At 74.9% G+C, this 26991-nt stretch carries 29 protein-coding genes; 20 read left to right on the top strand and 9 right to left on the bottom strand.

Translation table 11 applies throughout. The features are described from left to right. Positions 1-48 precede the first annotated feature (48 nt). From ACIBK9_RS07885 to ACIBK9_RS07875, 3 genes are read left to right on the top strand one after another with little or no spacing between them, the layout of a single operon-like run. Complete coding sequence (locus ACIBK9_RS07885; protein WP_397156147.1) at positions 49-1206, top strand: acetate/propionate family kinase; 1158 nt, start codon at positions 49-51, stop codon at positions 1204-1206. Next, entirely contained in the window at positions 1199-2455 is a 1257-nt protein-coding gene (locus ACIBK9_RS07880; protein ID WP_397156145.1) for an erythromycin esterase family protein, read from the top strand. The genes ACIBK9_RS07885 and ACIBK9_RS07880 overlap by 8 nt, the downstream gene beginning before the upstream one ends. A gap of 34 nt (positions 2456-2489) precedes the next feature. After that, on the top strand, positions 2490-4622 hold the full coding sequence (locus ACIBK9_RS07875; protein WP_397156143.1) for an ATP-dependent RecD-like DNA helicase: 2133 nt from the start codon (positions 2490-2492) through the stop codon (positions 4620-4622). 81 nt (positions 4623-4703) lie between these two features. Here the strand turns inward: ACIBK9_RS07875 and ACIBK9_RS07870 are convergent, their stop codons facing one another. The 3 genes from ACIBK9_RS07870 to ACIBK9_RS07860 are packed head-to-tail and all read right to left on the bottom strand — an operon-like array spanning position 4704 to position 9451. Further along, the gene (locus ACIBK9_RS07870) at positions 4704-7640 is read right to left on the bottom strand and encodes an FAD-binding and (Fe-S)-binding domain-containing protein (RefSeq protein WP_397156141.1); all 2937 of its coding nucleotides are present in this window, start codon (positions 7638-7640) and stop codon (positions 4704-4706) included. Positions 7641-7697: 57 nt separating this feature from the next. Then, positions 7698-8237 (bottom strand): DUF892 family protein, encoded by a 540-nt coding sequence (locus ACIBK9_RS07865; RefSeq protein WP_352351383.1) that lies wholly within the window; start codon positions 8235-8237, stop codon positions 7698-7700. Further along, positions 8234-9451, bottom strand: a complete 1218-nt coding sequence (locus tag ACIBK9_RS07860) for an MFS transporter (RefSeq protein ID WP_397156139.1) — start codon at positions 9449-9451, stop codon at positions 8234-8236. The genes ACIBK9_RS07865 and ACIBK9_RS07860 overlap by 4 nt, the downstream gene beginning before the upstream one ends. Before the next feature lie 83 nt (positions 9452-9534). Here ACIBK9_RS07860 and ACIBK9_RS07855 point away from each other — a divergent pair, with 83 nt between their 5' ends. The 7 genes from ACIBK9_RS07855 to ACIBK9_RS07825 all read left to right on the top strand — a co-directional run bounded on the left by ACIBK9_RS07855 (position 9535) and on the right by ACIBK9_RS07825 (position 16462). Then, positions 9535-10503 (top strand): ArsR/SmtB family transcription factor, encoded by a 969-nt coding sequence (locus ACIBK9_RS07855; protein WP_397156137.1) that lies wholly within the window; start codon positions 9535-9537, stop codon positions 10501-10503. A gap of 35 nt (positions 10504-10538) precedes the next feature. Next, on the top strand, positions 10539-10814 hold the full coding sequence (locus ACIBK9_RS07850; RefSeq protein WP_397156135.1) for an RNA 2'-phosphotransferase: 276 nt from the start codon (positions 10539-10541) through the stop codon (positions 10812-10814). Positions 10815-10891: 77 nt separating this feature from the next. Next, complete coding sequence (locus tag ACIBK9_RS07845) at positions 10892-11335, top strand: CBS domain-containing protein (RefSeq protein ID WP_358286027.1); 444 nt, start codon at positions 10892-10894, stop codon at positions 11333-11335. Positions 11336-11409: 74 nt separating this feature from the next. Then, positions 11410-12015: a TetR/AcrR family transcriptional regulator gene (locus tag ACIBK9_RS07840; protein ID WP_358286025.1), complete on the top strand. Its 606-nt coding sequence runs from the start codon at positions 11410-11412 to the stop codon at positions 12013-12015. A gap of 111 nt (positions 12016-12126) precedes the next feature. Continuing rightward, entirely contained in the window at positions 12127-13581 is a 1455-nt protein-coding gene (locus ACIBK9_RS07835) for an MFS transporter (RefSeq protein WP_397156132.1), read from the top strand. A gap of 174 nt (positions 13582-13755) precedes the next feature. Further along, a complete protein-coding gene (locus tag ACIBK9_RS07830) occupies positions 13756-14118 on the top strand; it encodes an STAS domain-containing protein (protein WP_358286019.1) in 363 nt (120 codons plus the stop codon). A gap of 82 nt (positions 14119-14200) precedes the next feature. After that, on the top strand, positions 14201-16462 hold the full coding sequence (locus ACIBK9_RS07825; RefSeq protein ID WP_397156129.1) for a SpoIIE family protein phosphatase: 2262 nt from the start codon (positions 14201-14203) through the stop codon (positions 16460-16462). Between the two features lie 30 nt (positions 16463-16492). Here the strand turns inward: ACIBK9_RS07825 and ACIBK9_RS07820 are convergent, their stop codons facing one another. Then, the gene (locus ACIBK9_RS07820; RefSeq protein ID WP_397156127.1) at positions 16493-17083 is read right to left on the bottom strand and encodes a TetR/AcrR family transcriptional regulator; all 591 of its coding nucleotides are present in this window, start codon (positions 17081-17083) and stop codon (positions 16493-16495) included. A 78-nt stretch (positions 17084-17161) separates the two neighbouring features. On the opposite strand from ACIBK9_RS07820, the gene ACIBK9_RS07815 reads away from it, so the two are divergent. Further along, positions 17162-18115: a zinc-binding alcohol dehydrogenase family protein gene (locus ACIBK9_RS07815; RefSeq protein WP_397156125.1), complete on the top strand. Its 954-nt coding sequence runs from the start codon at positions 17162-17164 to the stop codon at positions 18113-18115. A 6-nt stretch (positions 18116-18121) separates the two neighbouring features. Here the strand turns inward: ACIBK9_RS07815 and ACIBK9_RS07810 are convergent, their stop codons facing one another. Beyond that, on the bottom strand, positions 18122-19297 hold the full coding sequence (locus ACIBK9_RS07810) for an acyltransferase family protein (protein WP_397156123.1): 1176 nt from the start codon (positions 19295-19297) through the stop codon (positions 18122-18124). A 57-nt stretch (positions 19298-19354) separates the two neighbouring features. Further along, complete coding sequence (locus tag ACIBK9_RS07805) at positions 19355-20176, bottom strand: class I SAM-dependent methyltransferase (RefSeq protein ID WP_397156121.1); 822 nt, start codon at positions 20174-20176, stop codon at positions 19355-19357. Positions 20177-20223: 47 nt separating this feature from the next. Here ACIBK9_RS07805 and ACIBK9_RS07800 point away from each other — a divergent pair, with 47 nt between their 5' ends. Next, the gene (locus ACIBK9_RS07800) at positions 20224-20793 is read left to right on the top strand and encodes a cupin domain-containing protein (RefSeq protein WP_387669628.1); all 570 of its coding nucleotides are present in this window, start codon (positions 20224-20226) and stop codon (positions 20791-20793) included. Between the two features lie 12 nt (positions 20794-20805). On the opposite strand, the gene ACIBK9_RS07795 is transcribed toward ACIBK9_RS07800, so the two are convergent. Next, a complete protein-coding gene (locus ACIBK9_RS07795; protein ID WP_397156119.1) occupies positions 20806-20931 on the bottom strand; it encodes a hypothetical protein in 126 nt (41 codons plus the stop codon). A gap of 109 nt (positions 20932-21040) precedes the next feature. On the opposite strand from ACIBK9_RS07795, the gene ACIBK9_RS07790 reads away from it, so the two are divergent. Further along, a complete protein-coding gene (locus ACIBK9_RS07790) occupies positions 21041-21472 on the top strand; it encodes a hypothetical protein (RefSeq protein ID WP_397156117.1) in 432 nt (143 codons plus the stop codon). Further along, positions 21462-21779, top strand: a complete 318-nt coding sequence (locus tag ACIBK9_RS07785) for a transcriptional regulator (protein WP_358301360.1) — start codon at positions 21462-21464, stop codon at positions 21777-21779. Before ACIBK9_RS07790 ends, ACIBK9_RS07785 begins: the two co-directional genes overlap by 11 nt. Positions 21780-21813: 34 nt before the next feature. Here ACIBK9_RS07785 and ACIBK9_RS07780 read toward each other — a convergent pair whose 3' ends face one another. Then, the gene (locus ACIBK9_RS07780; RefSeq protein WP_397156115.1) at positions 21814-22155 is read right to left on the bottom strand and encodes a hypothetical protein; all 342 of its coding nucleotides are present in this window, start codon (positions 22153-22155) and stop codon (positions 21814-21816) included. Positions 22156-22343: 188 nt separating this feature from the next. On the opposite strand from ACIBK9_RS07780, the gene ACIBK9_RS07775 reads away from it, so the two are divergent. From ACIBK9_RS07775 to ACIBK9_RS07765, 3 genes are all read left to right on the top strand, one after another. Continuing rightward, a complete protein-coding gene (locus ACIBK9_RS07775; RefSeq protein WP_397156114.1) occupies positions 22344-22772 on the top strand; it encodes an ATP-binding protein in 429 nt (142 codons plus the stop codon). A gap of 65 nt (positions 22773-22837) precedes the next feature. Next, positions 22838-23206 (top strand): YciI family protein, encoded by a 369-nt coding sequence (locus ACIBK9_RS07770; protein ID WP_397156112.1) that lies wholly within the window; start codon positions 22838-22840, stop codon positions 23204-23206. Then, positions 23203-24417 carry an RNA polymerase sigma factor gene (locus ACIBK9_RS07765; protein WP_397156110.1) on the top strand — a complete coding sequence of 405 codons (1215 nt, stop codon included), beginning with the start codon at positions 23203-23205 and terminating at the stop codon, positions 24415-24417. The genes ACIBK9_RS07770 and ACIBK9_RS07765 overlap by 4 nt, the downstream gene beginning before the upstream one ends. A 79-nt stretch (positions 24418-24496) precedes the next feature. Here the strand turns inward: ACIBK9_RS07765 and ACIBK9_RS07760 are convergent, their stop codons facing one another. Continuing rightward, positions 24497-25228, bottom strand: a complete 732-nt coding sequence (locus ACIBK9_RS07760; RefSeq protein ID WP_397156108.1) for an ankyrin repeat domain-containing protein — start codon at positions 25226-25228, stop codon at positions 24497-24499. Positions 25229-25312: 84 nt separating this feature from the next. Between ACIBK9_RS07760 and ACIBK9_RS07755 the strand changes: the two genes are divergently transcribed. The 3 genes from ACIBK9_RS07755 to ACIBK9_RS07745 all read left to right on the top strand — a co-directional run bounded on the left by ACIBK9_RS07755 (position 25313) and on the right by ACIBK9_RS07745 (position 26739). Continuing rightward, positions 25313-25741, top strand: coding sequence for a hypothetical protein (locus tag ACIBK9_RS07755; protein WP_397156106.1), 429 nt, complete (start codon positions 25313-25315; stop codon positions 25739-25741). Then, positions 25678-25866 (top strand): hypothetical protein, encoded by a 189-nt coding sequence (locus tag ACIBK9_RS07750; RefSeq protein ID WP_397156104.1) that lies wholly within the window; start codon positions 25678-25680, stop codon positions 25864-25866. The genes ACIBK9_RS07755 and ACIBK9_RS07750 overlap by 64 nt, the downstream gene beginning before the upstream one ends. 531 nt (positions 25867-26397) lie before the next feature. Next, positions 26398-26739 carry an Lsr2 family protein gene (locus ACIBK9_RS07745; protein ID WP_352330153.1) on the top strand — a complete coding sequence of 114 codons (342 nt, stop codon included), beginning with the start codon at positions 26398-26400 and terminating at the stop codon, positions 26737-26739. Positions 26740-26991 lie beyond the last annotated feature (252 nt).

Below are 26991 nucleotides of genomic sequence, written 5' to 3'. Positions count from 1 at the left end.
GCGCGGGCGGCGGGTAGCCGGGGAGAGGATCGGGCCGCGGAGGGGTGCATGGGGCGAGCGTTCGACGAGCAGGTGGCGGAGTCCGAGGCGGTGCTGACCGTCAACGCGGGCTCGTCGAGCCTGCGCCTCGACCTCGTGCAGGGCGGCTGCGTGCTGGACAGCGCGCACGCCGAGCGGGCCGCGGACCCGGGCTCGGCGCGCGAGGAGCTGGCGGCGTTCCTCGGCGGCCACTTCGACCGCGACATCCGCGCGGTGGCGCACCGGCTGGTGCACGGCGGCGACGTCGTCCGCGCGCCCACGGTCGCCGACGACGAGACCGTCGAGGCGCTGCGCGGCGTCGTGAGCCTGGCGCCGCTGCACCTGCCGCCCGCGCTGGCGCTGCTGGAGGCGGCCCGCGAGCAGCTTCCCGCCGTGCCGCACGTGCTCTGCCCCGACACGGCCTTCCACGCCGGCCTGCCCGACGCCGCCGCGGTCTACGCCCTGCCGCGCGAGTGGCGCGACCGGTACGGCCTGCGCCGCTACGGCTTCCACGGCCTGTCCTACGCCTGGACCGCCGACCGGGTGGCCGAGCTGCTCGGCCGGCCGCTGGCCGACCTGGAGCTGGTGCTGACCCACCTGGGCGGCGGCTCGTCGGTGTGCGCGGTGTCGGGCGGGCGCAGCCTGGACACCTCGATGGGGTTCACCCCGCTGGACGGCGTCCCGATGAGCAGGCGCTCGGGCAGCGTCGATCCCGGGATGCTGATGTGGCTGCTGGCGCAGGGCCACCTGTCGGCCGACGAACTGGGCGAGGGCCTGCAACGCCGGTCCGGGCTGCTCGGGCTGTCCGGCGGCCGCTCGGGCGACACCCGCGAGCTGGTCGAGGCCGAACGCGCCGGCGACGCCGAGGCCGCCCTGGCCCTGGAGGTGTTCTGCCACCGGGTGAGCCGGGAGATCGCCGCCGCCGCCACGTCGCTGTCCAGGATCGACGCCCTGGTGTTCACCGGCGAGATCGGCTGGGACCAGCCGGAGGTGCGCGAGGCGGTCTGCCGCCGTCTCGGGCTGCTCGGCGTCGAGCCGCCCGAGTCCGGCAACCGGCACGACGACGGCCCGGTCAGCGGGCCGGGCGCCGCCGTGCCCGTCCTGGTCGTCCAGGTGCGCGAGGAGCTCCAGCTCGCCCGCGAATGCCTGGGCGTCTTCCGGCCGGCAGAGGAGGACGGCTATGGATGACGTCACCCGCTCGGCGCTGCGGCTGTCGGGCGAGCAGGATCTCGACCCGCTGCTCGACCGCGTCGGCGAGGCCGGTCTCGTGCTGATCGGCGAGGCCAGTCACGGCACCCACGACTTCTACACCTGGCGGGCCGCGCTCACCCGCCGCCTGATCGCCGAGAAGGGCTTCGGGTTCGTCGCCGTCGAGGGCGACTGGCCCGACTGCGAGCGCGTCCACCGCGCGGTCACCCGCGACGGCGAGGACCCCTTCGACGCCCTGTACGCCTACCAGCGCTGGCCCGCGTTCATGTGGGCCAACGAGGAGGTCGCCGAGTTCTGCCGCTGGCTGCGCCGCTGGAACGCGGCCCTGCCGCCGGGCGAGCGCGTCGGCTTCCACGGCCTCGACGTCTACAGCCTCTGGGAGTCCCTGCGCGCCGTGCGCCGCTACGCCGCCGACCACCTGCCCGGCCAGCTCGGCACGGTGATGGAGGCCCTGTACTGCTTCGAGTCCTACGGCCACGACCCGCAGCGGTACGGCCTGGAGACCCGCCTGGTCCCCGACTCCTGCGAGACCGAGGTCGTGGAGCTGCTCAGGGCGGTCGTGGCGGCCGCGCCCGCCGACGAGGACGGCTTCGAGGCCCGGCAGAACGCCGAGGTCGTGGCCGGGGCCGAGAACTACTACCGGACCATGGTCGGCGGCGGCCCCGATTCGTGGAACGTCAGGGACGTGCACATGGCCGACACCCTGGACCGGCTGACCGCCTTCTACGGGGCCAAGGGCGTGGTGTGGGCGCACAACACGCACGTCGGCGACGCCCGCGCCACCGACATGGCCGCCGCCGGCATGACCAACCTCGGCCAGCTGGCCCGCGAGCGGCACGGCGAGGACGTCGTCCTGGTCGGCTTCGGCGGCTACCGGGGGACGGTCGTGGCCGGGGCGAGCTGGGGCACGCGGGCGCACGTCATGCCCGTCCCGCCGGCCCGGCCCGGATCGCTGGAGGCGCTGCTGCACGACGCGCTCGGCGGCGAGCGCGCCCTGTTCGTGACGCCCCGGCGGCCCCGTCCGCGCTGGTTCGACCAGCCGCTGGACCACCGCGCGATCGGCGTCGTCTACCGGCCCGAGCGCGAGAAGTGGGGCAACTACGTGCCCACCGCGCTCGGCGACCGCTACGACGCCTTCATCTGGCTGGACGTCACCGAGGCCCTGCACCCGCTGCACGCCGAGCCGTGGGACGACGTCGAGCCGGAGACCTATCCGAGCGCCATGTGACGGACTGTCGGTGGCAGATGGTTTGATCGCTGCTGTGGAGGCCTCGGTCGAGCAGCTCGTCTACGTCAGGGACGACGAATACACCGTCGCGCGCATGAGCGCCGAGGGCGTGCCCGACTTCGTGGCCACCGGCCGGGCGCTGTCGGGCGCGCAGCCGGGCGAGACGCTCCGGCTGACCGGCGACTGGAGCCACCACGCGCGCCACGGCAGGCGGTTCGCGGTGGCCGGGTGCGAGCGGGTGGTGCCCGCCACGGTCCGGGCGATCCGCGTCTACCTGGGGTCGGGGCTGATCCGCGGCATCGGGCCGCGGCTGGCGTACGCGATCGTCGACCACTTCGGCGAGGAGACGCTCAAGGTCATCGACGCCGAGCCGGGGCGGCTGACCGAGGTCGTCAACATCGGGCCGCTGCGGCAGGCGCAGATCGTCCAGGCGTGGCAGGAGCAGAAGGCCATCGCCGCGCTGATGGTGACGTTGCAGGGGCTGGGCGTCAGCCCGCTGCTCGCGGCCAAGATCCACCAGGTGTTCGGCGGCGAGGCCGAGGAGGTCCTGGCCACCGACCCCTACCGGCTGATCGGCCGGGTCAGGGGCATCGCCTTCCGCGTCGCCGACCGCATCGCGCTGCAGCGGGGGGTGCCCGAGCGCAGCCCGCAGCGGATCAAGGCCGCGCTGCTCGACCGGCTGGAGTCGGCGGCGGTGCGCGACGGCCACTGCTTCGTGCCGGTGCCCCACCTGGTGGCGCGGGCGGCCGAGCTGATCGAGCTCGACCCCGAGGCGGTCGGGCCGATGATCGACGCGCTGGTGGCCGAACGGCGGGTGGTGGTCGAGGCCGACGACGAGCAGCCGGGGCGGGCGGTGGCCTACGCCAAACACGTGCACGCCCGCGAGCGGCAGCTCACCGAGCAGCTCACCCGGCTCCTGCGGGCCCGCTCCACGCTGCCGCTGCGTTCCTTCCGCGAGGACGAGACCCTCCACGACGACCAGCGCGCGGCCGTCAACATGGCGCTGACCTGCACCGTCTCGATCATCACCGGTGGGCCCGGCTGCGGCAAGAGCCACACGGTCAGGGCCGTGGCCGCCACGGTCAAGGCGTCGGGCGGCACGGTCACGCTCACGGCCCCCACCGGCAAGGCGGCCAAACGCCTGTCGGAGCTGACCGGCATGCCCGCCATGACCATCCACCGCATGCTCGCCCACCAGCCCGACCCCGACCCGTCCACGCTGTTCGAGGAGGCGCCCGCGCAGGCCGACCTGATCGTGGTCGACGAGGCGTCGATGCTCGACCTCCACCTCGCCACCCGGCTCACGGCGGCCGTCCAGCCGGGCAGCCATCTGCTGCTCATCGGCGACAGCGACCAGCTTCCCAGCATCGGCGCCGGCGACGTGCTGGCCGACCTGCTGCGCGTGGAGGCGATCCCGCGGGTGCGGCTCACCCACGTCTTCCGCCAGGCGAGCGGCAGCGGCATCGTCGAGGCCGCCCACCTCATCCGGGCCGGCCGCATGCCGGCGACGCCGGGGCGCGGCGGGTTCTGGTTCGAGGAGCTCGACGATCCGGCGCGGGTGGCCGAGCGGGTGGCCCATCTGGCCATGGAGGCGATCCCCCGCAAGCAGGGCGTGCCGCCCGAGCAGGTGCAGGTGCTGTGCCCGATGCGCAAGGGCGAGACGGGCGCGGTCACGCTGGGCCGGCTGCTCCAGGACCGCCTCAACCCGGCGGCCGACGACAAGCCCGAGCACTGGTCGGGGGCGTCGGTGTTCCGGGTGGGCGACCGGGTCATGCCCATCCGCAACAACTACGACAAGGGCGTCTTCAACGGGGAGACCGCCACGGTCACCGCCGTGCTGCCGCAGGACCGCGTGGTCGAGGTCCGCACCGACGACGGCGAGACCGTCCAGTACGGGTTCGGCGAGCTCGACGACCTCACCCACGCCTACGCGATCAGCGTGCACCGCTCGCAGGGCAGCGAGTACCCGTTCGTGGTGGCGCCGATCGTGGCCGAGGCGGGCGGGATCATGTTGCGGCGCAAGCTGCTGTACACGCTGGTGACCCGGGCCAAGGCGTGGGTCGTGCTGGTGGGGCAGCGCGAGGCGCTGGAGCTGGCCGTCCACCGGGTGGGCCGCCCCCGCAACACCGGCCTGCCCCGCCGCCTGTCCCAAAGCCTGTCGGCCTGACCCCGGCCGGGGCCGGGGCCGTGATCGATCGGGCCGTGATCGGGCCGTGCCCGGCCGGGGCCGTGAGGGGGACGGGCCGGGTCAGTCCTGGCGGACGAGGGTCGTGGCGAGGAGTTCGGCCAGGTGGCGGCCCTGGCGTCCGGTGCCCGCGGCGGCGATCTGGGTGCGGCAGGAGAAGCCGTCGGCGAGCAGCTCCTCCCCCGGCCCCGCCGACCGTACGGCCGGCCAGAGCCCCTGCTCGGCGCACGCCTGCGACACCTCGTGGTGCCCCCGCTCGAACCCGAAGTTGCCGGCCTGCCCGCAGCAGCCGGAGTCGAGCACGCTGGTCCGGATGCCGAAGCGGTCGAGCACGGCCCGGTCGGCGTCGTAGCCCATGATCGCGCTCTGGTGGCAGTGCACCTGCGCGATCGCCTGCCCGCCGGTCGTGGCCGGCCGCCAGTCGGCGGCGCGCGTCTCCAGCAGCTCGGCCAGCGTCAGGAACCGCTCCGCCAGCAGCCGCGTCTCGGGCGTGTTGAGCAGTTCGGGCCCGTCGGAGCGGAACACGGCGGCGCAGCTCGGCTCCAGGCCGACCACCGGCACCCCGGCCTCGGCCCAGGGGGCGAGCGCCCCCACCGTCCGCGCCAGCACCCGCCGGGCCACCCCGAGCTGCCCGGTGCTGATCCAGGTCAGCCCGCAGCACAGCGTCACCGGCGGCACCACCACCTCGAACCCGGCCGCCTCCAGCACGTCCACGGCGGCCCGCCCGATGCGCGGGTCGAAGTGGTCGGTGAACGTGTCGGCCCACAACACCACCCGCCCCCGCGGGCCCGGCCCGCTCCGGGGACGCCGCCTGAACCAGTCGGTGAACCGCTGCCGGGCGAACCTCGGCAGCTCGCGCTCCGGCGTGATCCCCGCGACGGCCTTGACCAGCCGCGACAGTCCGGGCGCCGAGTTGACCGCGTTGACCAGGCCGGGCGCGGCCGAGGCGAGCGCGGCCCACACCGGCAGCCAGCCCATCGAGTAGTGGGCGCGCGGCCGGACGCGGCGCCGGTAGTGGTGGGCGAGGAACTCGGCCTTGTAGGTGGCCATGTCCACGTTGACCGGGCATTCGGAGCGGCAGCCCTTGCACGACAGGCACAGGTCGAGCGCGTCGCGCACGGCGGCCGAACGCCAGCCGTCGGTGATGACGTCGCCGCGCACCATCTCCTCCAGCAGCCGGGCCCGTCCGCGCGTGGAGTGCTCCTCCTCGCGGGTCACCCGGTAGCTGGGGCACATGACGCCGCCCTCGAAGGTGTGCTTGCGGCAGGTCCCGGTGCCGACGCAGCGGGTGGCGGCGTGCCCGAAACGTCCGTGGTCGTTGGGGTACTGGAAGAACGTCTGGCGCGGCTCGTGCGGGTAGAAGCGGTGCTGGGCCAGGTTCTGGTCGAGGTGGCGGGGATGGACGACCTTGCCCGGGTTCATCCGGTCGCGCGGGTCGAAGATGGCCTTGAAGCGGCCGAACACCTCCACGACCTCCTGGCCGAACATGACCGGCAGCAGCTCGGCCAGCGCCTGGCCGTCGCCGTGCTCGCCGGACAGCGAGCCGCCGTAGGAGGCGACCAGCTCGGCGGCCTCCCGGGCGAAGGCGCGGTAGCGGGCGACGCCGTCGTCGGTGTGCAGGTCGAGCGGCAGCCGGCCGTGCACGCAGCCCTGGCCGAAGTGGCCGTACAGGGCGGAGTCCTGGTAGTCGTGCGCGCGCAGCAGCCGCTCGTAGTCGCGCAGGTAGGCACCCAGCCGCTCGGGCGGCACGGCCGCGTCCGACCAGCCCTCGTACGTCTGGCGGCCGGTCGGCGGGTAGGCCTCCACGCCGAGCCCCGACTCCCGCCACCGCCACAGCCGGTCCTCCCTGGCCGGGTCGCCGAGGAAGGCGTGCGTGGGCGTGGGCGCCTCGGGCCGCTCCCCCACGTCGCGCATCATCGTCTCGGCCCGCTCGCGCGCCTGCTCGGGCGTGTCCCCACCGAACTGCACCAGCAGCCAGCCGCCACCCTCGGGCAGGTCCTGGAGCGCCGGGTCGCCGGGGTGCTCCCGCTTGGCCAGCCGGTACATGGTCTCGTCCATGGCCTCCAGCGCGATCGGCGCGTGCCGGGCCACGGCCGGGACGGCGTCGGCGGCGGTGAAGACGTCCTCGAAGCCGAGCACGGCCAGCGCCCTGGCGGGCGGGGACGGCACGACGCGCAGCTCGGCGCGGAGCACGGTCACCAGCGTGCCCTCGCTGCCGGTCAGGGCGCGGGCCAGGTCGAAGCCGTTCTCGGGCAGGAGCTGGTCGAGGTTGTAGCCGGAGATGCGGCGTTCCAGCCTGGGGTAGCGGGTGCGGACCAGTTCCATGGTCTCGTCGCGCAGGTCGCGCACCTGGCGGTAGATCTCGGCCAGCCGGCCGCCCTGGGCCTGGATGCGGTCGTACTCGGCGTCGCTGGTCGGCCCCACCCAGGCGCGCACGCCGTCGTAGGTGAGGATCTCCAGCCGGAGCACCGACTGCGACATCTTCCCGTACGCCTGCGCCGAGGCCCCGCACGAGTTGTTGCCGATCATGCCGCCGATCGTGCAGGCCCGATGGCTGGACGGCCGCGGCCCCACCATCAGCCCGTACGGCGCCAGCTCGTGGTCCACCTGGTCGAGCACGGCCCCCGCCTGGACGACGACCCGGCGGCCCGCCGCGTCCACGGACTCCACCGCGCCGCAGTGCTTGGACCAGTCGATCACCACCGCCGCGTTGCAGCACTGCCCGGCCAGGCTGGTGCCGCCGCCGCGGGAGAGCACGGGCACGTCCCTGGACCGGCACACGGCCACCGCCGCCACCCCGGCGTCCAGGTCGCGCGGCACGACGACGCCGATCGGGACCTGCCGGTAGTTGGAGGCGTCACGCGCGTAGGCGGCGCGGCTGCCCAGGTCGAAGCGCACCTCGCCGTCCACGGCCGCGGCGAGGCGGCGGCTCAGCGTCTCGACGTCGATCTCGCGGGACGGCGGCGTGTGCGTGACGGGCGTGTTGACCAGGCTTTTCATGCCGGGCACTTACCCGGGCCCGCTCACGGTGCGCCCAACGGCGGGCCAAGCCCGGTTCTAGACCCCGAGCAGGTCGGTGAGGTCGTCGGCGTGCTCCTCCTCCTCTTCCAGGATCGACTCCATGAGCCGGCGGGTGGTCGGGTCGCCCTCGCCGAGCCAGCGGATGATCTCCTGGTAGGTGGAGATGACGATGCGCTCGGCCCACAGGTTGGCCTCCAGCAGCGCCTTCAGATCGGTGTCTGCGGGCACCTGGTAGTCGGTGTGCGAGCGCTGGACGAGCTTGGCCGGGTCGAAGTCCGGCTCGCCGCCGAGCTGGCTGACGCGTTCGGCGGCGCGCAGCGCGTGGTCCAGCTCCTCCTTGGCGTGCTCGGTGAACTCCGCCGCCACCTGCGCGCGGTCGATGCCCTTGGCCGAGATGGCGTGCCTGGTGTACCTGAGCCAGCACACCACCTCGGTGGCGATCACGTCGTTGAGGATCTCGATGACCTTCTCCGGGTCGCGGCCGAAGGTCTGCGTGATCGGGCCCTCGTCCATCTTCTGCCGCACCTGCTCGCGGATCCTGGTGACGTCGAGCACGAAGTCGTCCGTCTGCGTCATGATGTGTCCTTCCCCCGGCGATTTCCCCTGGTCAACGGTAACTTCGCCGGAGCCTGCGCCGGGGTTGCGACACGGGCGGACCGCAGGCGGGGGGCCAGCGCGAGCGTGACCGCCGCCGACGTCGCGGCCAGCACGGCCATGGCCGCGCCGGGCGAGGTGTGCTCGGCCAGGGCGCCGGCGAGCGCGGCGGCCAGCCCCTGCATGGCGACCATGCCGGAGGAGTGCAGCCCGAGCGCGTGCCCGCTCAGCTCGGGGGGCGTCAGCGCCATGAGCCGCTCCTGGAGCAGCAGGGTGGCGGCGAACCCGGCCGAGGCGAGCGCGACCAGCACCGGCGACGGGTAGGCCACGAACACCAGGTACGGCAGCGCGAGCAGCAGGTACAGCGGCGTGACCAGCCGCGCCCGCCGGTGCGGCGGCACGTACCGGCCGACCAGCACGTCACCGGCGAGCATCCCGGCGGCGGCGCAGGCGAACAGCAGCCCGGCCCGGTCCGGCGCGAGCGGCACGAACAACGACTCGCAGCCGACGATCAGGCCGTTGGGCAGCCAGAGGGCGAGGTAGACGTGCCGGCGCGGCCGATCGGACCACAGGCGGGCGTTGTCGCGCCAGGTCTCGGCGGGTGAGGGCCGTCCGGACGCGCGCGGCCGCCGCCGTCCGAGCCCCAGCCCGGCCAGCGCGGCGGCCAGGTGGAGGGCCGCCGCGACGAGCAGCGTCCCGCGCGGCGACAGGACGGTCACCAGCACGCCGCCCGCGCCGAACCCGGCGATCTGCACGATCCCGGAGGACATGTTGAGCACCGACCGGCCGAGCAGGTATCCGTCCCGGTCGAGCAGCTCGTTCAGCAGCCCGTACCGGACGCCGCCGCCGAGCGCGGACAGCGCGCCGAAGGCCAGCACGACGGCGAGCATGCCCCACACGGGCAGGCCGGGCACGGCCAGGAAGGCGGCGCCGAGCGCGGCCGCCAGCGCCAGCCCGGACAGGGCGGCCCGCGGCGGCAGCCGGTCGGCCGCCGACAGCAGCGTGGCCGCGCCCACCACCTGGGCGAGCGCCGGGCCGAACATGGCCAGCCCGGACAGCAGCGGCGATCCGGTGTCGGCGTAGACGAGGGTGCCGAGGGCGAGCCCGCTCACCGTCTGCCCGGCCACCTGCCCGGACGAGACCAGGAAGAGCGGGGTGAATCCGGACCTGCCGAACAGGTCCCGGTACGTGCGCATGGGACGGCAGTCTTCGCGACCGGCGGCGGCAGGCGTTACTGTTTCGCCCACCCGCGAAACAACGCGGGGACGAGGAGGACGTGGTGGGCTTCTGGCAGGTCGACGCGGACACGCTCGCGGACGGCCGGTTCGTCCTGTCGCCGCTGGCCGAGACGATCGCCGCGCTGAAGACGCTGGACCGCGCCGTCGCCGCCCATCCCGGCGAGGACGCCTGGCTGGCCGCCCACCTGCCCGCCTACCGCGCCGAGCAGGCCGCCGACCCGGTCACGGCACTGCTCGTCCGCGCCGCGCTGGGCCGCACGTGGAACGCGACCTTCCTCACGCCCACGCCCGAGGGAGAGGGCGAGGCGGCCTTCGAGGAGGAGGTGGCGAGCGTCCGCGACACCCCGCCCGAGCAGGCGCGGGAGGACCTGGTCGAGTCGCTGGGCGGCCCGGTCCCCGCCGTGCTGCGCCGCGACGACCTGCCCGCGCGCATGGCCGCCCGGCTGGAGTGGGTGTGGCGCGAGACCGTGCTGCCGGCCTGGCCGCGGCGCCGCCGGATCATCGAGGCCGACGTCACCGCCCGCGCCGCGCGGCTGGGCCGGGGCGGCTGGGCGGCGGCTCTCGACGGCATGCGTCCCGGCCTGCGCTGGCTGGGCGACGGACGGCTGCAGATCAACGCCTACGACCACCCGCCGCGGGACCTGGCGGGCGCCCGGCTGATGTTCGTGCCGGTCACGCCGCGCCAGGGCTGGGTGAGCTGGCACGGCTCCCGCCGCTGCGCGATCGTCTACCCGTGCTCGGGGCCGCTGGCCGACGTCGGCCCGCCGCCCGCGCCGCAGGCGCTCGCCCGGCTGCTGGGCGGGGCGCGGGCGGGCGTGCTGGTGCTGCTGGACACCCCGAAGAGCACCACGCAGCTCGTCGCGCTCACCGGCCAGGGCCTGGGCTCGGTGGGCCGCCATCTCAAGGTGCTGCTCGACGCGGGGCTGGTCGGCCGCGTGCGGGCGGGCCGTTCGGTCCTCTACGGCCGTACGCCCGTCGGCGACGATCTCGTACGGGCACAAACCAGCTGACCGCGCCCGCCCGTCGCTGCCACCATGGGAACCCCATGGACGAACGACGCGTGATCCGCATCTCCAAGTACCTGGCCCGCAACCTGGGCGCCATCCGCCGGGAGGGCCTGCGGCCGATGAGCCGCCACCACGTGCACCTGTCCCCCGACCGGGAGACCGCCGTCCGGGTGGGCGCGCGCAGGGGCAGGCCGGTGGTGCTGGCGGTCGCCGCCGGGGACATGCACGCCGGCGGTCATCTCTTCCTGCGCAGCGACAACGGCGTCTGGCTCACCGCCCACGTCCCACCTGGCCACCTGCGTTTCCCCTCCTGACCCCGCCACGGGGAGCCTGGGGCCTTCGCCGGGCGGGAGGGGGGTTGGCTAGGCTGTGGGCCGGAGGATGATCACTCATGCGCGCACGCGATCTCGTCACGGAGTTCCCGGCGGTCACGCTCGACATGTCGGCGCTCGACGCCGCCCGGCTGCTGGCCGAGCGCGACCTGCCCGGCCTCATCGTGATCGGCGACGACGGCCGCCCCCACAGCATCCTCCCCGGCACGCAGGTGCTCCGGCTGGCCGTGCCGCGCTACTGCCAGGACGACCCGGCCCTGGCCCGGGTGGTGGACGAGGCCCACGCCGACCTGTTCCTGCGCCGGCTCGGCACGCGTACCGTCCGCGAGTGCCTGCCCGAGCAGCCGCGCGAGCTGCCGGTGGCGGACATGAAGGCCACGGTGCTCGAACTGGCGGCGCTCATGGCCCGCACGCGCAGCCCGCTGGTGGCGATCGTGGAGGACGGCCGGGTCGCCGGGGCCGTCACCCTCCAGTCCCTGCTGGACCACGCGCTCGCCCTCTGACCACCTCCCCCGGTCCCGGTGACGCGCCGAGGGCAGCGGCGATCTCCGGCCGGGGGCGTCGTAGGCTGGTGCCCATGGGGAAGACCGCCGCCGCCCGACAGCCCGTCCCCGCCCGGCGGGCCGACGCCGAACGCAACATCGCCGCCATCCTGGAAGCCGGGACGCGGCTGCTCAGCGACGATCCGGGCGCGAGCGTGGCCGAGATCGCCAAGGCCGCGGGCGTCGGCCGGGTCACCCTGTACGGGCACTTCCCCTCCCGCGAGGCCCTGGTGGACGCCGTCCTCGACCACACCGTCGGGCTGGCCGACGCCGTCCTGGAGGACGAGGCCCTCGACACTGCTCCCGCGCCGGAGGCGATGGCCGGGCTGCTGCATTCGTCGTGGGAGATCCTCGACCGCCACCGGCGGCTCTTCGTGGCCGCCGACCGGGTGCTGCCCACCGAGCGCATCCGCGAGCACCACGACCGCCCGCTGCGCCGGGTGGAGCGCCTGATCGCCCGCGGCCAGGACGACGGCGACTTCCGCACCGACCTGCCGCTGGAGTGGCTGGTGACGACGTTCTTCGCGATCATCCACAGCGCGGCCCAGGAACGGGAGGCCGGCCGTCTGGCCGCGGAGGAGGTCGAGCCGGTCCTGACCCGCACCATGCTCTCCCTCCTCACCCCGCCCTCCCCCGCCTGATACTTCCCCTTCAGGGCTCCTCCCAGCCGATCGGTCGCCGCGACACCCTACCGGCGTACCGTTTTGCTGTGCTTAACTTGAACAGCAGTGTACAAGTTAAGGAGACCTGGGATGAGTCATCACGTCGGGACGCGGGCTGCCGCGCCCGCGCAGAGCAAGGGCTGGGCGGTGCTGGCGCTGTTGTGCCTGGCGCAGTTCATGCTGATCATCGACATCACCGTCGTCCAGGTGGCCCTGCCCACCATCGGCGCCGACCTCGCGCTCGGCCGGGAGGCGCTGACCTGGGTGGTGACCACGTACACGCTGTGCTTCGGCGGCCTGATGATCCTCGGCGGGCGGCTCGCCGACGCGCTCGGCCCCCGCCGCACGCTCCTGGCCGGGCTGGCGCTGTTCACCGCGGCCTCGCTCGTCTGCGGCCTGGCCGGCGACGGCGGCACGCTCATCGCCGGGCGGGCCGTCCAGGGGGTCGGCGCGGCGCTGCTGTCCCCCGCGGCCCTGGCCGTCGTCACCACCGTCTTCCAGGGCGAGCGCCGGGCCCGCGCGCTCGCCGTGTGGGCGGCCATCGGCGGTTCGGGCGCGGCGATCGGCGTGCTGCTCGGCGGCGTCCTGACCGACGGCCCCGGCTGGATGTGGGTGTTCTACGTGAACGTCCCCGTCGGCCTGCTGGTGCTGGCCGCCGTCCCCCGCGTCGTCCCCGCCCGCGTCAGGGACGGTGTCGAGGACGAGGCCCCGCGCGGCGGCCGGGTCGACGTCGGGGGCGCGCTGCTCGTCACGCTGGCGACCGCCCTGCTGATCTACGGGCTGGTCTCCGCCGGCGACGGCGGCTGGGGCGCCGCGGGAACCGTGCTGCCGCTGGCCGGGGCCGCCCTGTCCTATGTCGCGTTCGTGCTGGTCGAGCGGTCGGTACGGGCGCCGCTCATGCGGGTCGAGACCCTGGCCAGGCGGCCCGTCGTCTCGGGCGCGTTCGTCATGCTGGTCGCCACCGGACTGATGCTGGGCCTGTTCTTCCTCAGCTCCCTCTACCTGCAGCACGTCCTGGGCTACAGCCCCCTGCGGACCGGGCTCACGTTCCTGCCCGTCGCCGTCGCCATCACGCTCGGCGCACACCTCGGCGGCCGTCTCATCGGCAAGGTCGGGGGCCGGCCGGTGGCCGTGGCGTCGTTCCTGCTGACCGCCGCGGGGGCGGCGCTGATGACGCGGGTCTCTCCCGAGGCGGGCGCGTTCACCACCTTGGTGCCGGGGTTCGTGCTGGCCGCCGTGGGGATCGGGCCGGCGTTCGTGACCGCCACCACCACGACGATGGCCAACGTCCCGCCCGGCGAGAACGGCGTCGCCTCCGGGGTGATCAACACCTTCCACGAGCTGGGCGGCTCGATCGGGGTGGCCGTGGTGTCCACGGTCGCCGCGTCCAGTCTGATGCCGGGCGCGGGGGCCGGCGGCTTCACCTCGGGGCTCGTGCTGTGCGCGGTCGTCGCGGGGGCGGCGGCGGTGATCTCGCTCGGCCTCGTCCCGCCCGGCAGGCCGGCGGGCGCGTTCGTCGGCCATGGGCACGGTCACGGTCACTGACGGGATGTCCCCGGCGACCCCGGGAGGCTATTCTGCTTGCGTGACTGCTCCGCCCCCCGCGGGACGCGGCTACTCGACCCACCCGCCCTGCGCCGGGGCCGGTCATCACCGGGCGCCGGGCGACGCCCCTCCGCCGCCGGTCGCGTCACGCCCGAGGCGCGGTGGGCAGCGGCGATGCCACCGCTGACGCTCCTGCGCCGGGAGCAGCCGGGCGTCACCGTGATCGTGGTGTCCGGCGAGCTCGACGCCACCAACCGCGCCCAGTTCGAGAGCTTCCTGCGAGATCGTCCGGAGCCCGGTCACCAGGTCGTGTTCGACCTGGCCCGGGTGCCGTTCGTGGACAGCTCGGGCCTGCACGTCCTGCTGGCCTTCGCCACCGACCAGCTCAGGAGGTCGGGTGCGGTGCGCCTGGCCGCCGTGCAGCCCCTGCCCGCCCGGCTGCTGGACATCACCGGGGTGCTCGGGCACCTCCCCGTGCACGACACCGTCGAGGAGGCGGTGGCCGCCGCCAGGGCCGCCGCGGAACGTTCCGTGTGACGGGCGGCGCGCGGGGGCATTCTCGGCTAACTTCGGGGCTAGCAGGCGTCTGGGCGCAGGCGACGCGGTGAGGAGTCGCGCCATGGGGAGTTCAGCCGAGGAGACGGGCCTGGCCAGGCTGGCCGCGACCGTCGAGCGCCTGCGCGCCGAGCTGCACGAGGTCCGCCGCGCCGCCGACGACCGCGCGCTGGTCGAGCTGGCGAAGGGCATCCTGGTCGAACGCCTGCGCTGCGCCCCTGCGCAGGCCGCCGACCAGCTCGCCACGCTCGCGGCCAGGACCGGGCGGCCGCTGGCCGAGCTGGCGGCCGACGTCGTCAACCGGGCCGCCGACGACCCCATCGCCGACGCGTCCCTGACCGGCGCCGCCGGGCTCGACGGCGGTCCGGAGCCGTCCGCCGGGCACGCGGCGGCCGCGGTGCGGCTGCGCACGGCCGAGAGCGCCGCGCTCGGCGCCACGGACGTGCAGGCGGCGGCCCACGCCGTGCTGGAGACGGCCCTGCTGCCGATCGGCGCGACGGCGGTCGCGGTGTGGGCGGCCGGGCCGGACACGTCGCTGACGCTGGCCGGGCACGCGGGCTTCAGCGCGGAGGAGACCGGGCTCTGGCAGCAGGTCCCGCCGGGCCTGGTCACGCCGGCCACCAGCACGCTGATCGAACGCCGCACGCTGTGGCACACCACGCAGGGGCCGCCCTCGATCGGCCGTCACCAGCTGACCGGCGGCCGCGTCACCGCGCTGGCCCGGCTGGGCGGACGGGTGCTCGGCGTCCTGGAGATCTGCTGGCCGGGTGACTGTCCCGAGCCCACGCCCAGGATGGAACGGCAGATCGAGGCGCTGGCCGACCTGTGCGCCCTGACCCTGAACTCCCCGGGGCCGCCCGCGCGCGCCGGCGCCGCCCTGGCCGAGCTGGCCGCCCTGGCCGACTCCATGTCCGACCCGGCGCTCGTCCTGGTGCCGCACCTCGACCCGCAGGGGCATATCGCCGACTTCCGCGTCCACCACGCCAACGGGTCGTCGGCGGTGCGGGCGGGCGGGCTGCTGCTGGAGGCGTACCCGTTCGCGGCCAGGGAGCTGCTGGCCAGGATCGAGCACGTGCACGCCACCGGCGAGCCGTTCCGCGCCGCCGACATGCCCTTCACCGCCGCCTCCACGGCCGAGGTGAGCATCACCCGCCACGGCGGGAGCGTGCTGCTCGTCCGGCGCGACCACGACGACCAGGCCCGCCTGCTTGAGCACGCCCAGCGTCTGGGCCGGATCGGCGGCTTCGAGGAGAACGCGCTCACCGGCGAGATCATGTGGAACGCCCAGATGTTCTCCCTGTACGGCCTGCCGCCGGACGCCCGGCCGGTCCCGCTGGAGCGCCTGCGCGACCACGTGCACCGCGACGACGAGGTGGCCGTGGGCCTCTTCCTGCGCACGGTGCTGCATCACCGGCGGCCGGCCGCGACGGCGTTCCGGCTCGAACGGCCCGACGGGGTGGCCCGCCATCTGCGCGTGGTGGCCGAGCCGGTGTTCGCCCCCGACGGCCGGCTGGCCGGGCTGCGGGGGGCCTACCAGGACGTCTCGCCCCAGCACTGGACGGAGGTCGCGCTGGCCGTGACCCGCGACCGGCTGGCCCACACCGAACGGCAGTCCGCCGAGCGCAACCGCCTGGCCCTGCAGCTCCAGCACGCCATCATGCCGCCCGCGCACGGCCGCATGGACTCCTTCGGGCTGCGCATCTCGGTCCGCTACCGTCCGGCGCAGAAGGAGGACCTGGTCGGCGGCGACTGGTACGACGCGGTCGTGCTGCCGTCGGAGCGCATCCTGCTGTCGGTGGGCGACGTGGCCGGGCACGGCGTCGAGGCCGCCACGGGCATGGTGGTGCTGCGCAACGCGCTGCGCGGCCTGGCCGCCACCGGCGCGGGCCCGGCCCAGCTGCTGAGCTGGCTCAACCTGGTCGCCCGGCACCTGGCCGACCGTATGACGGCGACCGCGATCTGCGGCCTGTACGACCCCGCCACCCGCGTCCTGCGCTGGGCCAGGGCCGGGCACCTGCCGCCGATCCTGCTGCGCGGCGCCCAGGGCACCGAGCTGCCGATGGTCAAGGGGCCGCTGCTCGGCGCGTTCGCCGACGCCGTCTACGAGGAGGGGCGGCTGCAGCTGGAGGCCGACGACACGCTGCTGCTCTACACCGACGGCCTGATCGAGCGGCGCGACCACAACCTGCGCCACGCCCAGGACCGGCTGCTGGCCGTCGCCTCGCGGACCGCCGCGACCCTCGACCACCGGCTCGACGACCTGCTCACCCACTGCAACTCCGACACCGACGACGACACCTGCCTGATCGGCGTGCACGTGCGCTGAGCCGGGCGTGCGAAGGGGCCGGGCGCCGGGTCAGGCGGGCGGGAGGAGGCCGAGCCGGTCGAAGGCCGCGGCCACGCTCGGGGCCAGCGCCGCCGGGTCGTCGCCGGCGACGGCGCGGCCGGCGGTGTAGCAGGCCAGCGCGAGCTGCGGGGCCAGGGCCGCCGTCTCGGGGGTGGCGCCGTGCTCGCGCAGGATCTCGGTCATCGTCTCGGCGAAGCGGCGCTGCTTGCGCGCCGTGCGGTCGCCGAGCTCGGGATGATCGGCGATCAGCCGTTCGCGCAGGACGTAGCGGCCGGGGTCGAGGGTGGCCCTGGCGCACAGGGCGAGGGTGAGCTCGCGCACCTGGGCGAGCGCCTCGGGCAGGCCGGGCGGGCGGTCGCCGCGCAGCTCGCGATGGTGGGCGGCCAGGCCGTCGAGCCAGTCGTGCTCCCCCGCGAAGACGACCTCCTGCTTGTCGCCGAAGTAGCGGAAGAACGTGGTGCGGCCCACCTCGGCGCGCTCGGCGATGTCGGCGACCGTCACCTCGTCGTAGCCGCGCTCGGCGAACAGCCGGTAGGCGGCCTCGATGATCTCGTCGCGGGCTCGCCGTCGCTTGCGGTCGCGCAGGGAGGGCTCGGTCACGGGCCCAGTCTAGCGCTCATGGACGGCGTCCCTTATGGTACTCAGTACCATTTGAAACTGGATTCCATTGGAGTTGCCATGCGAGCCGTGCAGATCACCGAGTTCGGCGGTCCCGAGGTCGTGCGGGTGCGGGAGGTGGACGAGCCGCGGCCCGGCCCCGGCCAGGTCGTCGTGGACGTCTCGCGCTGCGGCGTGAACTTCGCCGACACGCTGATGCGCGAGAACGCCTACCTGGCCGCGACCACGCTGCCGGTCGTCCCGGGCGGCGAGGTGGTCGGCAGGACCGCCGACGGCCGCCGCCTGGCCGCCATGCTGGAGCGCGGCGGGTACGCCGAGAAGGCCGCGATCCCGGAGGCGTCCGCCTTCCCCGTGCCCGAGGAGCTCGACGACGTCGCGGCGGTGGCCCTGCTGGCCCAGGGGCTGACCGCGTGGTGGCTGGTCCGCCACACCGGCCGGGTCCAGGCCGGGGAGAGCGTGGTCGTGCACGCGGCGGCGGGCGGCGTCGGCTCGCTGGCGGTGCAGCTCGCCAAGGCGGCGGGCGCGGGCCGGGTGATCGCCTCGGCGAGCACGCCCGCCAAGCGGGAGCTCGCCCTGTCGCTGGGCGCGGACGCCGCCGTCGACCCGGCCGCCGACGACCTCACCGCGGCGCTGCGCGCGGCCAACGGCGGCGAGCCCGTGGACGTGGTCCTGGAGATGACCGGCGGCCGGGTCACCGACCAGAGCCTGGCGGCGCTGGCGCCGTTCGGCCGGCTGGCCTTCTACGGGATGGCGGGCGGGGTGGAGCCGCAGCCGGTCTCGCCGCGCGCGCTCCAGCCACGCTCGGCGACCGTCAGCGGCTTCTGGCTGCTCAACGCCTTCCAGCGGCCCGCCGTCCTGGCCGGGGCGTACGCGGAGATGGCGGCGCAGGCGATCGCGGGCGAGCTGCGGGTGGTCGTGGGCGGGGACCGTCCGATGTCGGAGGTGCGGCAGGTGCACGCGGAGCTCAGGGAACGGCGTACGACCGGCAAGCTCGTGCTCGACCCGCGCCGGTAGGCGCTCCTAGGAGGCGGTCAGGCGGCGGCCGAGCCGCTGCATCGGGCGTTCGAGGAAACGGTAGGTCAGCCGGCTGCCCGGCAGCACGAGAGCCAGGAAGAGCACGCTCACGCCGATCTGCAGGGGCAGCGGCGACCAGCGCATCTCCCCCGCCACCTCCATCACCACGAGGAGCACCGGCAGGTGCACCAGGTAGAGGGAGTAGCTCATCAGCCCGAGCCAGGTGAGCACGGCGGGCACCCGGCGGGCCCGCCAGGCCAGACCGGCCGCGAACGTGAGCCCGGCCAGGACGACGGTCGTGCCCCACACGTCCGGCTGCACCCACCACCACCCGGCGCTGAGCGCCCAGACGGGGGCGACCGTCACCAGCGAGGCGGCCAGGGCCACCGGCCACAGGGAGCCCTGGCCGCTCTCCCACCGGCGGATCGCCGTGCCGGTGAACATGACCGCGAGGATCGCCGCGCCGAACCACGGGACGCGGCTGCTCAGCAGCAGCAGGGCCAGGGCCATGACGCCGAGCGCGCACGCCGCCACGGTGCGCAGCCGGCCGGAGACGACGCCGGCCAGCCCGGCGGCGAACAGCGCGAACGACACCCACGACAGCCAGCCGCCGGTCAGCGGCGCCGCGCTCAGCGCGAGGCCCGCCACGACCGCGGTCACCCCGAACGCGACGGCGACCAGGCCGCGCCGGTCCCGGACGCCGGTCACGAACAGGGCGGTGACCATCAGGTAGAAGACCATCTCGTAGGAGAGCGTCCACATCGTGTTCATCACCCCGGCGACGCCGACGACGTCCAGCAGCATCGTGGCGTGCGCCGCGGCCGAGGAGGCGTCCCTGGGCACCTCGGCGCGTACCGGGATCCACCAGGACAGGGCCAGGACCACGGCGATGACGGCGAGGTAGAGCGGGTAGAGGCGGAAGGCGCGGCCGATCCAGAAGGCCCGCACGTCGCCGTGCCGTTCCAGTGACGACGGGATGATGTAGCCGCTGACCAGGAAGAACACCAGGACGCCGTACACGCCCAGGTTGAAGAAGGTCGGGCGCAGCCAGGGCATGGCCCAGGTCGTCAGGTGCTCGCCGACGACGGCGAGCGCGCCGATGCCGCGCATGGCGTCCAGCCAGGCGAGCCTGGACGCCTCCGGACGAACGACCTGGGGGGTGCCAAAGGGAGCAGTCGTCACGCATCCCAACGTATCGGTCCCGCTGGCAACACCCGGGCGCCCGCCGCCCGTCCCGGGTCAAGGACGGCGGGCCGCCCAGGCGGTCCGGGTGCCGCGCACGACGAGCTCGCGGTGGCGGAGGGACTCCGGCGAGTCGGCGGAGAGCAGCCGGTCGAGGGCGGCCAGGTCGTCGGCGGCCAGGTGCCCGGCGAGCCGCGACCGGTAGCCGCTCAGCACCGCCCGCGCGTAGCGGACGGCCCCCGGCGGCGCCGGACGCACCTCGATCGGGAAGTCGCGCCGCGCGGCCACCTCGAACCCGGCCGCCGCCAGGACCGGCCCCCAGTCCGGGTACGGGTCAGGACCGCTGCCCGCGAGCGCCTCCCGGCAGCGCGCCTCCAGCGCCGCCCCGGCCTCGTCGGACAGCAGGCGCGGCATGCCGTCCATCTCGACGACCGCCAGCAGTCCGCCGGGGGGCAGCGCGGCGTGCACCTCGCGGAGCAGCCGCGCCGGGTCCTCGACGTGGTGCAGCGACGCCGCCGCCCACACCAGGTCCGGCGTGCCGAGCGGCGGCAGGGCCGCGTCCAGGTCGGCCTGGAGCAGGCGCACCCGCTCCCCCAGCCCTTGGCCGCGCGCCGCCGCGCGCAGGCGGTCGAGCATGAGCGGCGACCGGTCGACCGCGACGATGTCGGCGGCGGGGAACCGCCGGGCCAGGGCGAGCGTGCCGGTTCCGGTGCCGGCGCCCAGGTCGGCGACCGTGCGCGGGGTGCGGTCGGCCTGCTCGCCGACCCAGGCGGTCAGCTCGTCCAGGAACGGCCCGAGCACTTCGGCGTCCAGGTCGAGAAGGTCAGCCAGGGCTGATTCGTCGCCATGGTGATGTTCGTGGTGGTGATGTCCTTCCATGGCTTCACCGTAAGGGGCTCCTGCGTGTGCGGCATACACTCTTGCCTATGACGCAAGAAGTCGACCTGGACGCCGTGGTCCGGCGGCGCATCCGCGGCCTGCGGCTGGCCCGGGGCTGGTCGCTCGACGCCCTGGCCGCGCGGTGCCGGCTGAGCCCGTCCAACCTGAGCCGCATCGAGACCGGCCACCGCCGGATCGCCCTCGACCAGCTCGTCCCCATCGCGCGGGCCCTCGGCACGACGCTCGACCAGCTCGTCGAGTCCACCGAGGACGACGACGTGGTGATCCGGCCGCTGCCCTGCGACCACCCGGGGATGACCGTGTGGCTGCTGTCCCGGGAACGTTCGCTGCACGGCGTCACGGTGGCCAAGATGCGCATCACCCCCGACCGGCCGCTCGAACCGCAGGCGCATCCCGGGCGCGAGTGGTTCACCGTCCTGTCCGGGACGGCCCGCCTGGTGCTGGGCGAGCGGACCGTCCTGGTGCCGGCGGGCGACGCGGCCGAGTTCTCGACCATGACCCCGCACGCCGTCGGCGCCCACGACGGGCCCGTGGAGCTGCTCACCATCTTCGACCACGACGGCGAGCGCTCCCACCTGCACGCGGGCCAGGCGTAGGCGCGGCGGCCGTCAGGCGCAGACGCACCCGGGTGGGAGCGCGGTGTCGCCGTCCGGGCGGGTCGCCTGGAAGCCGGGCCGGTGGTGGCGGCTCCGGCGGGCGAGGGTGCCGTTGTGCGCGGCGTTCCTGGTGGTCACCGTGCGAACGTCGCACGTACCGGCGTCCGACCGTTGGGGAACCGGCTGATGCACTTTTGCGAGGCAAAAGTAGATGCTACGGTGAAAGTACTTTCACCGAGGAGGTCCCATGCGCGATCACGTCGACGCCCACGCCGCCCGTCAGGCGTTGCAGGCGGCCGAGGCGGCGCGGGTGGCGGCCCGTTCGCGGCCGGCCGCGCCCGGCTGGTTCGCCCCGGCGCGCGGGCTGCTGTTCGCGGTCGGTGTCGGGCTGGTGAGCGGGCCCTGGCCGGAGCACGGCGCGGTGCTGGCGGCGGGCATGGCGGTGCTGCTGGCCTTCCTGGCCGTGCACGCGGCGGTGATCAGCCGCGGCGGGGTCATCACCATGCCGGGCGGCCCGCTCCCCCGCCGGTTGATGAACCAGCTCGGCCCCGCCGCCGTCTACGGTCTGGGCTGGCTCGCCGCCATCCCGTTCGGGCAGGGCGCAGGCGCGCTGTGCGCCGCCGTGCTCGGCGGGGCGGCGCTGTGGACCGTCACGGCACTGGACGGCCATGCCCGCTGACCCCCGGCTGGACGAGGTCATCCAGCATCCCACCCGGCTGACCGTCATGGCGTTCCTGTCGGGCGCGCTGGAGGCGGAGTTCGCCGCGGTCCGCGACTACGCCGAGATCTCCGACGCCAGCGTCAGCCGGATCGTCTCCGCCCTGCAGGAGGCCGGTTACGTGCACGTGCGCAAGGGTTACGTCGGCAAGCGCCCCCGTACGTGGCTCTCGCTGACCCAGGAGGGCCGCCGCGCGCTGGCCGGGCACCTCGACGCGCTCCAGGCGATCGCCGAGACGGCCCGCCGGAGCGCCGCCGACCCCACCTGACCCGCCCGCCCGCGGACCCTTGGCGGGAGCCCGGTCAGCCGCCGCCGGTCCCGGCCGGGCCCATGCGGCCGGTGGGCCACGGGGTCTCCGGATGCGCCTGGCGCCAGGTCAGCAACTGGCGGTCCAGCCGCTCCCGGTCGGTGAGGCGCGGCCTGGCCGGCCGCACGCCCGTACGTTCGAGCAGCCCGCTCGCGGCCTCCGCCAGCCGCAGCCGGGCCGGCGCGAACCGGCGCCGCAGCAGGTCGGCGGTCACCGCCGCGGTCAGCACCGAGGCCGGCCACAGCGCGGCCCTGCCCAGCCCGCCGCTTCCCGTGATCTGGCCGCTCCCCTTGCGATGGTCGATGCCCGTGCTCTGGTCGCCGTCGCCATGCCGCATTCGTCAGCCTCCGGGTTCGTCTGGGGACCGTGGGCGTGCCGGAAGTTTCTGCACTTATGGCGCTACCCGGTCCTGCGCCCCTCATGCCGCCGACTTGCGAACGGCGGCGGTACACGTTTGAGTGGCCGCCGGTGGGAAAGCTGGAGACTGGCCCGCCACCCCATCCGACCCCGCCACGCGAGACGATCATGACCCTTCAGTTCGAGCTCCAGTGCCCCATCAGCACTGACCTTGCCCTCATCAGGGACCTGATCCGCGTCCACGGCCGCCACTGCGGGCTGCCCGCCGACCGGCTGGAGGACCTGGTGGTGGCGGTCAACGAGGCGGTCACCAACGTGCTGGACCACGGCGGCCGGACGGGCATGGTGACCTCCCGCGGCGGCGCCGACGGCGTGGTCGTCGAGATCCTCGACGTCGCCGGCCGGCTCACCCACGAGCACCTGGCCTCGGCCCGCCTCGACCCGACCGCCTCCCACGGGTACGGCCTGTGGGTCATCCAGCAGCTCTGCGACGAGGTCGTCCTGGAGCAGACCGGGCTCGGCTCGCTGCTGACCCTCGACCTGCGGGCCCGTCGCGGGACCGGCCGCCTGGACGCGCGCCGCGTCGTGCCGGCCTGACCCTTCTCTCTCCGCGAAAAAATCTCGGCGGACGACGTCCGGTTCCGTCGGTCCCGTTCGTCACCATGGTGAGACGCCGTCCGACCGAGGAGCACGAGATGAAGTACATGATGTTCGTCTGCACCGACACCGAGCCCGACACCGACCAGGAGAACCTGCCCGACGTCGAGGCGTGGGTGGCCGACAACGACGCCCGCGGGCGGCGGGTGCGCGGCGCGGTGCTGGCGCCGGAGTCGGCCGCGACCACCGTGCGGGTGCGCCGCGGCGAGCTGGTCCTGTCCGACGGGCCGTTCGCCGAGACCAAAGAGGTGATCGTGGGCTTCGACCTGCTCGAATGCGCCGACCTCGACGAGGCGGTCGAGGTCGCCCGCAGCCACCCGATGGCCAGGCACGGGCGGCTGGAGCTGCGGCCGTTCGCCGACTTCGAGCAGTGAGACGGCACCTGGAGGAGGCGGCGGCGGAGGCGTACCCGCGGATCGTCGCCGCCCTCATCCGGGTCACCGGCGACTGGACCCTCGCCGAGGACTGCGCCCAGGAGGCGCTGGCGCTGGCCGTGCGGCGGTGGCCGGAGGAGGGCGTGCCGTCCAACCCGGGCGGCTGGCTCATGACGGTGGCGCGCAACCGCGCGATCGACGCGCTGCGCCGCGTCTCGATCGAGCGCCGCAAGCTGGCCGAGCTGGCGGCGCTGGCCCTGACCGTCCAGGACGGGCCCGGGGACGGGCGGGAGGAGGAGGTCGTGGACGACCGGCTGCGGCTCGTCTTCACGTGCTGCCATCCGGCGCTGGCCCTGGAGTCGCGGGTGGCGCTGACGTTGCGGACGATCTGCGGCGTGCCCACGGCCGACCTCGCCCGCGCCTTCCTGGTCACCGAGTCGGCGATGACCCGGCGGCTGACCAGGGCGAAGCGGAAGATCGCCGAGGCGGGCATCCCGTACCGGGTGCCGCAGGGGGCGGCGCTGGCCGAGCGGCTGCCCGGGGTGCTGGCCGTCCTCTATCTGCTGTTCACGCAGGGGTACGACGCCGGCGGCGAGCCCGCGTTCGCCGAAGAGGCGATCCGGCTGGCGCGGCTGCTGCGGCGGCTCATGCCGGAGCAGGAGGAGGTGACGGCGCTGCTGGCGCTGTTCCTCCTGCAGCACTCCCGCCGGGACGCCCGCCGCGACGCCGCCGGCGACCTGGTGCCCCTCGACCGGCAGGACCGCTCCCGCTGGGACCGGGCCGCGATCGGCGAGGGGCTCGCCCTGCTGGCCGCGGTCGAGGGCGGTGGCCCGTACGGGCTCCAGGCCCGCATCGCCGCCTGCCACGCCACGGCGTCCTCGCTGCCCGGCACCGACTGGTCGCGGATCGCCCGCTGCTACGACGAGCTGGCCCTGCTCCACCCCACGCCCGTGGTGGAGCTGAACCGGGCCGTCGCGCACGGGTACGCCCACGGGCCGCGGGCCGGGCTCGCGCTGCTGGAGCGCTCCCGCGCCGAGCTCGACGGCCATCCGCTGGCCATCGCCGCCGAGGCCGATCTCACCGCCCGCGACGGCGACCCGGCCCGCGCGGCGGCGCTGTTCCGGCGGGCCGCCGCCGTCGCCCACAGCGCCCAGGAACGCCGCGCCCTCCTCACCCGCGCCACCGAGACCGCGCGCGACACGGGGACCTGAGCGGGGACCCGCCGGCGGGGCGCCGGAGCGTGCCGGCGGGATGCCGGGGCCTGCCGGCGGGTGGCGGCGCGCGCGGGGGTCAGTCGGCGGAGTGTCGGGGGCCTGGGCGGGCGCCGCGTGCCGTGAGCCAGGACGCCAGGTCGTCGGCGCCGGCGCGGCGGGCGGCGTCCAGCGGGGTCAGCTCGTCGTAGCCCACCCAGCCGAGGTCGCCGCCACGCTCCAGGAGGAACGCCGCCGCCTGCGACTGCCCGCCGTGGCAGGCCGCCCACAACCCCTGCGTCACCTCCGCCCGCGACGGCGTCCCGGCCTCGAACGCCGCCGCGACCCGGTCCATGAGCCCGAGGGCCGCGGCCTCCCACAACCGGGCGGACGCGCCGCGCTCGACGAGGCGGCGGGCGGCATCCCATTGGGCGAAGGCGCACGCGTCCGACAGCGCCGTGCCGCCGCCGATCACCGCGCCGATGGCCTCGACGTCGGCCCCGGCGTCCAGCAGGGCGTCGAGCACGGGGACGTCGTCGCAGCTCGCGGCCCACATCAGCGGCGTCTCGGCGTGCGGGCCGGCGAAACGGGCGTCCACCTCGGCCCCGGCCGCCACCAGCTCCCGTACCAGGGCGGGACCGCCCGGCACGTGGCCCGGCCAGTCGGTGAGGACGTGAAGAAGGGTCCGGGACACCCCGCCCGCCTCGCCCAGCCGGACGCGGGCCAGCCCGGGATGCCCGGACAGCAGACGCCGTACGCCGTCGAGATCGCCGAGCCGCACGGCCGCCGCCGCCGACACCGCCAGCGGGTCCGCCGCATCCAGGTAGCGCATGGGCCCATTGTCACGAGCCCCGGCCCGTCCCGCCACGGATCAGCTGGAGGCCGCCCCGGCCGGGCGCGGGCTAGGTTGGGCGGCATGGGCACCGAGCACGCGCACTACGTGATCGTCGACGCGGGCGGCCATCGGGTCTGGTCACGCCGGGGCGGCGCGGGCACCTTCTACGGCGACCTGCTGCGCGGCCCCGACCGGCTGGCCGCCTTCGTGCGCGAGCAGGAGCACGGCCACGCCCTCGGCTGGGGCGACGCGGTGCGCTGGCAGGCCGTGGCCGTGCTGGACGTGTCCCGCCGCCTGCTGCTGGTCCACTGCTCCCTGGAGATCCGCGGGCCCGTGTGGCGCACGTCCGTGCCGGAGATCCGGGAGCGGGCGACGCCCTTCGCGGCGCTGGAGGCCGTCCCCTGGAACGGCGTGCACCTCGACGCCGCCGCCCGCACGCTCGACTGGTGGTCGCTGGACTGCTCGCTGCCCCGTCGCGGCCGGCCGAGCGCTGGCCCGGCTGGCGGCTGACCTGTCATCAGGACGCCTTCGAGGAGGTGGCCGCGCTCGCCGCCCCCGAGCTCCTGCTCGACCTCGACGGCCCGGACGCCGCCCTCCGCCGCGTCACGGAGTGGTTCGGCCGCCCCGCCCGATAAATCGGTCAGAAACAAAAGGGCGGAAGACGGCCGGGCCCGTCGCATTCGCACTTGCACTTCTACGCCTTGCCCGGAGTTGACGCCATAGGGCCCCGCCGGCGCACAGCTCGCGGGGCGCCGGAAAACCGTGTGCCGAAGCCGGGAAGCGACGGCGGCGCGCACGCGGGAGCGGCGCGGACACATTGAAGCACACCTTTGAATTCATCTTCGATAAGATGCGCACCGCCGTGGCCGCCGCCTTCCCGCGGCTACCCCGTCCGCGTGCGCGCGCCGGGCGGCCCCGCGTCCGCCGCGACCGCCCGCCCGCCCCGCGACCTGGAACATGACCCGGGCATTCCCAGGTGAGATACGTAAGGCGGCCGCCGTGACACCCCGGGCACGCGCGGTTCCGGCCGCGTTTGAAATGCGTTTGACAGGCGGTGTGCCCGGCGAGTTCTCCGCGTTCACCGGCGCCGGGCCGAGCTAAGTTGCCCGCACGCTACTGAAGGGCGCTACAGTACGCAACAACCGTATCGAGCATGGAGTGCCACCATGGCTAAGCAGATTCAAGAGATTCTCATCGACGATGTAGACGGTGGGGAGGCTCATGAGACCGTCGTCTTTGCACTCGATGGCAGCAGCTACGAGATTGACCTTCATGAGGAGAAGGCGGACGCGCTGCGGAAAGCACTGGCGCCCTTCATCGTGAAGGCCCGTCCTGTTCGCGTGGATCGCGGTGGGCGCGGGCGCCGGGCGGCCGTCACCGGCAGCCGCGCGTTGAGCCGGGAGAAGTCTTCGGAGATCCGGCAGTGGGCCAAGGCCAACGGCCTGCCCGTCAGCGAGCGCGGCCGCATCGCCGCCTCGGTGGTCGAGAAGTACGAGGCCGCCCACTAGGCCGCTCACCAGGACGACGTCAGGTGCGCGCGGGCCGGCGGGCTCCCATGCTCGGCGAACGCCCTTGGCGGAGACCTCGGAACGACCTGCGACGCACTTGGCGCCGGCCTGTACTGCCTCGGCCGGAAGCCGTGCCGCGGTGGGGGGGGGGGGGGGGGGGCGCCCCCCCCCCCCCCCCGGGCCGGGGGGGGGGGGTTTTTGAAACCCCCCGCGGTTCCCCTCGCGAGCCGGGGGGGGGGGGGGGGGGGGTTT

It is taken from the genome of Nonomuraea sp. NPDC050227 (assembly GCF_044459705.1).
Lineage (GTDB): Bacteria > Actinomycetota > Actinomycetes > Streptosporangiales > Streptosporangiaceae > Nonomuraea.
This window is presented reverse-complemented; position numbering and strand designations above follow the sequence as displayed.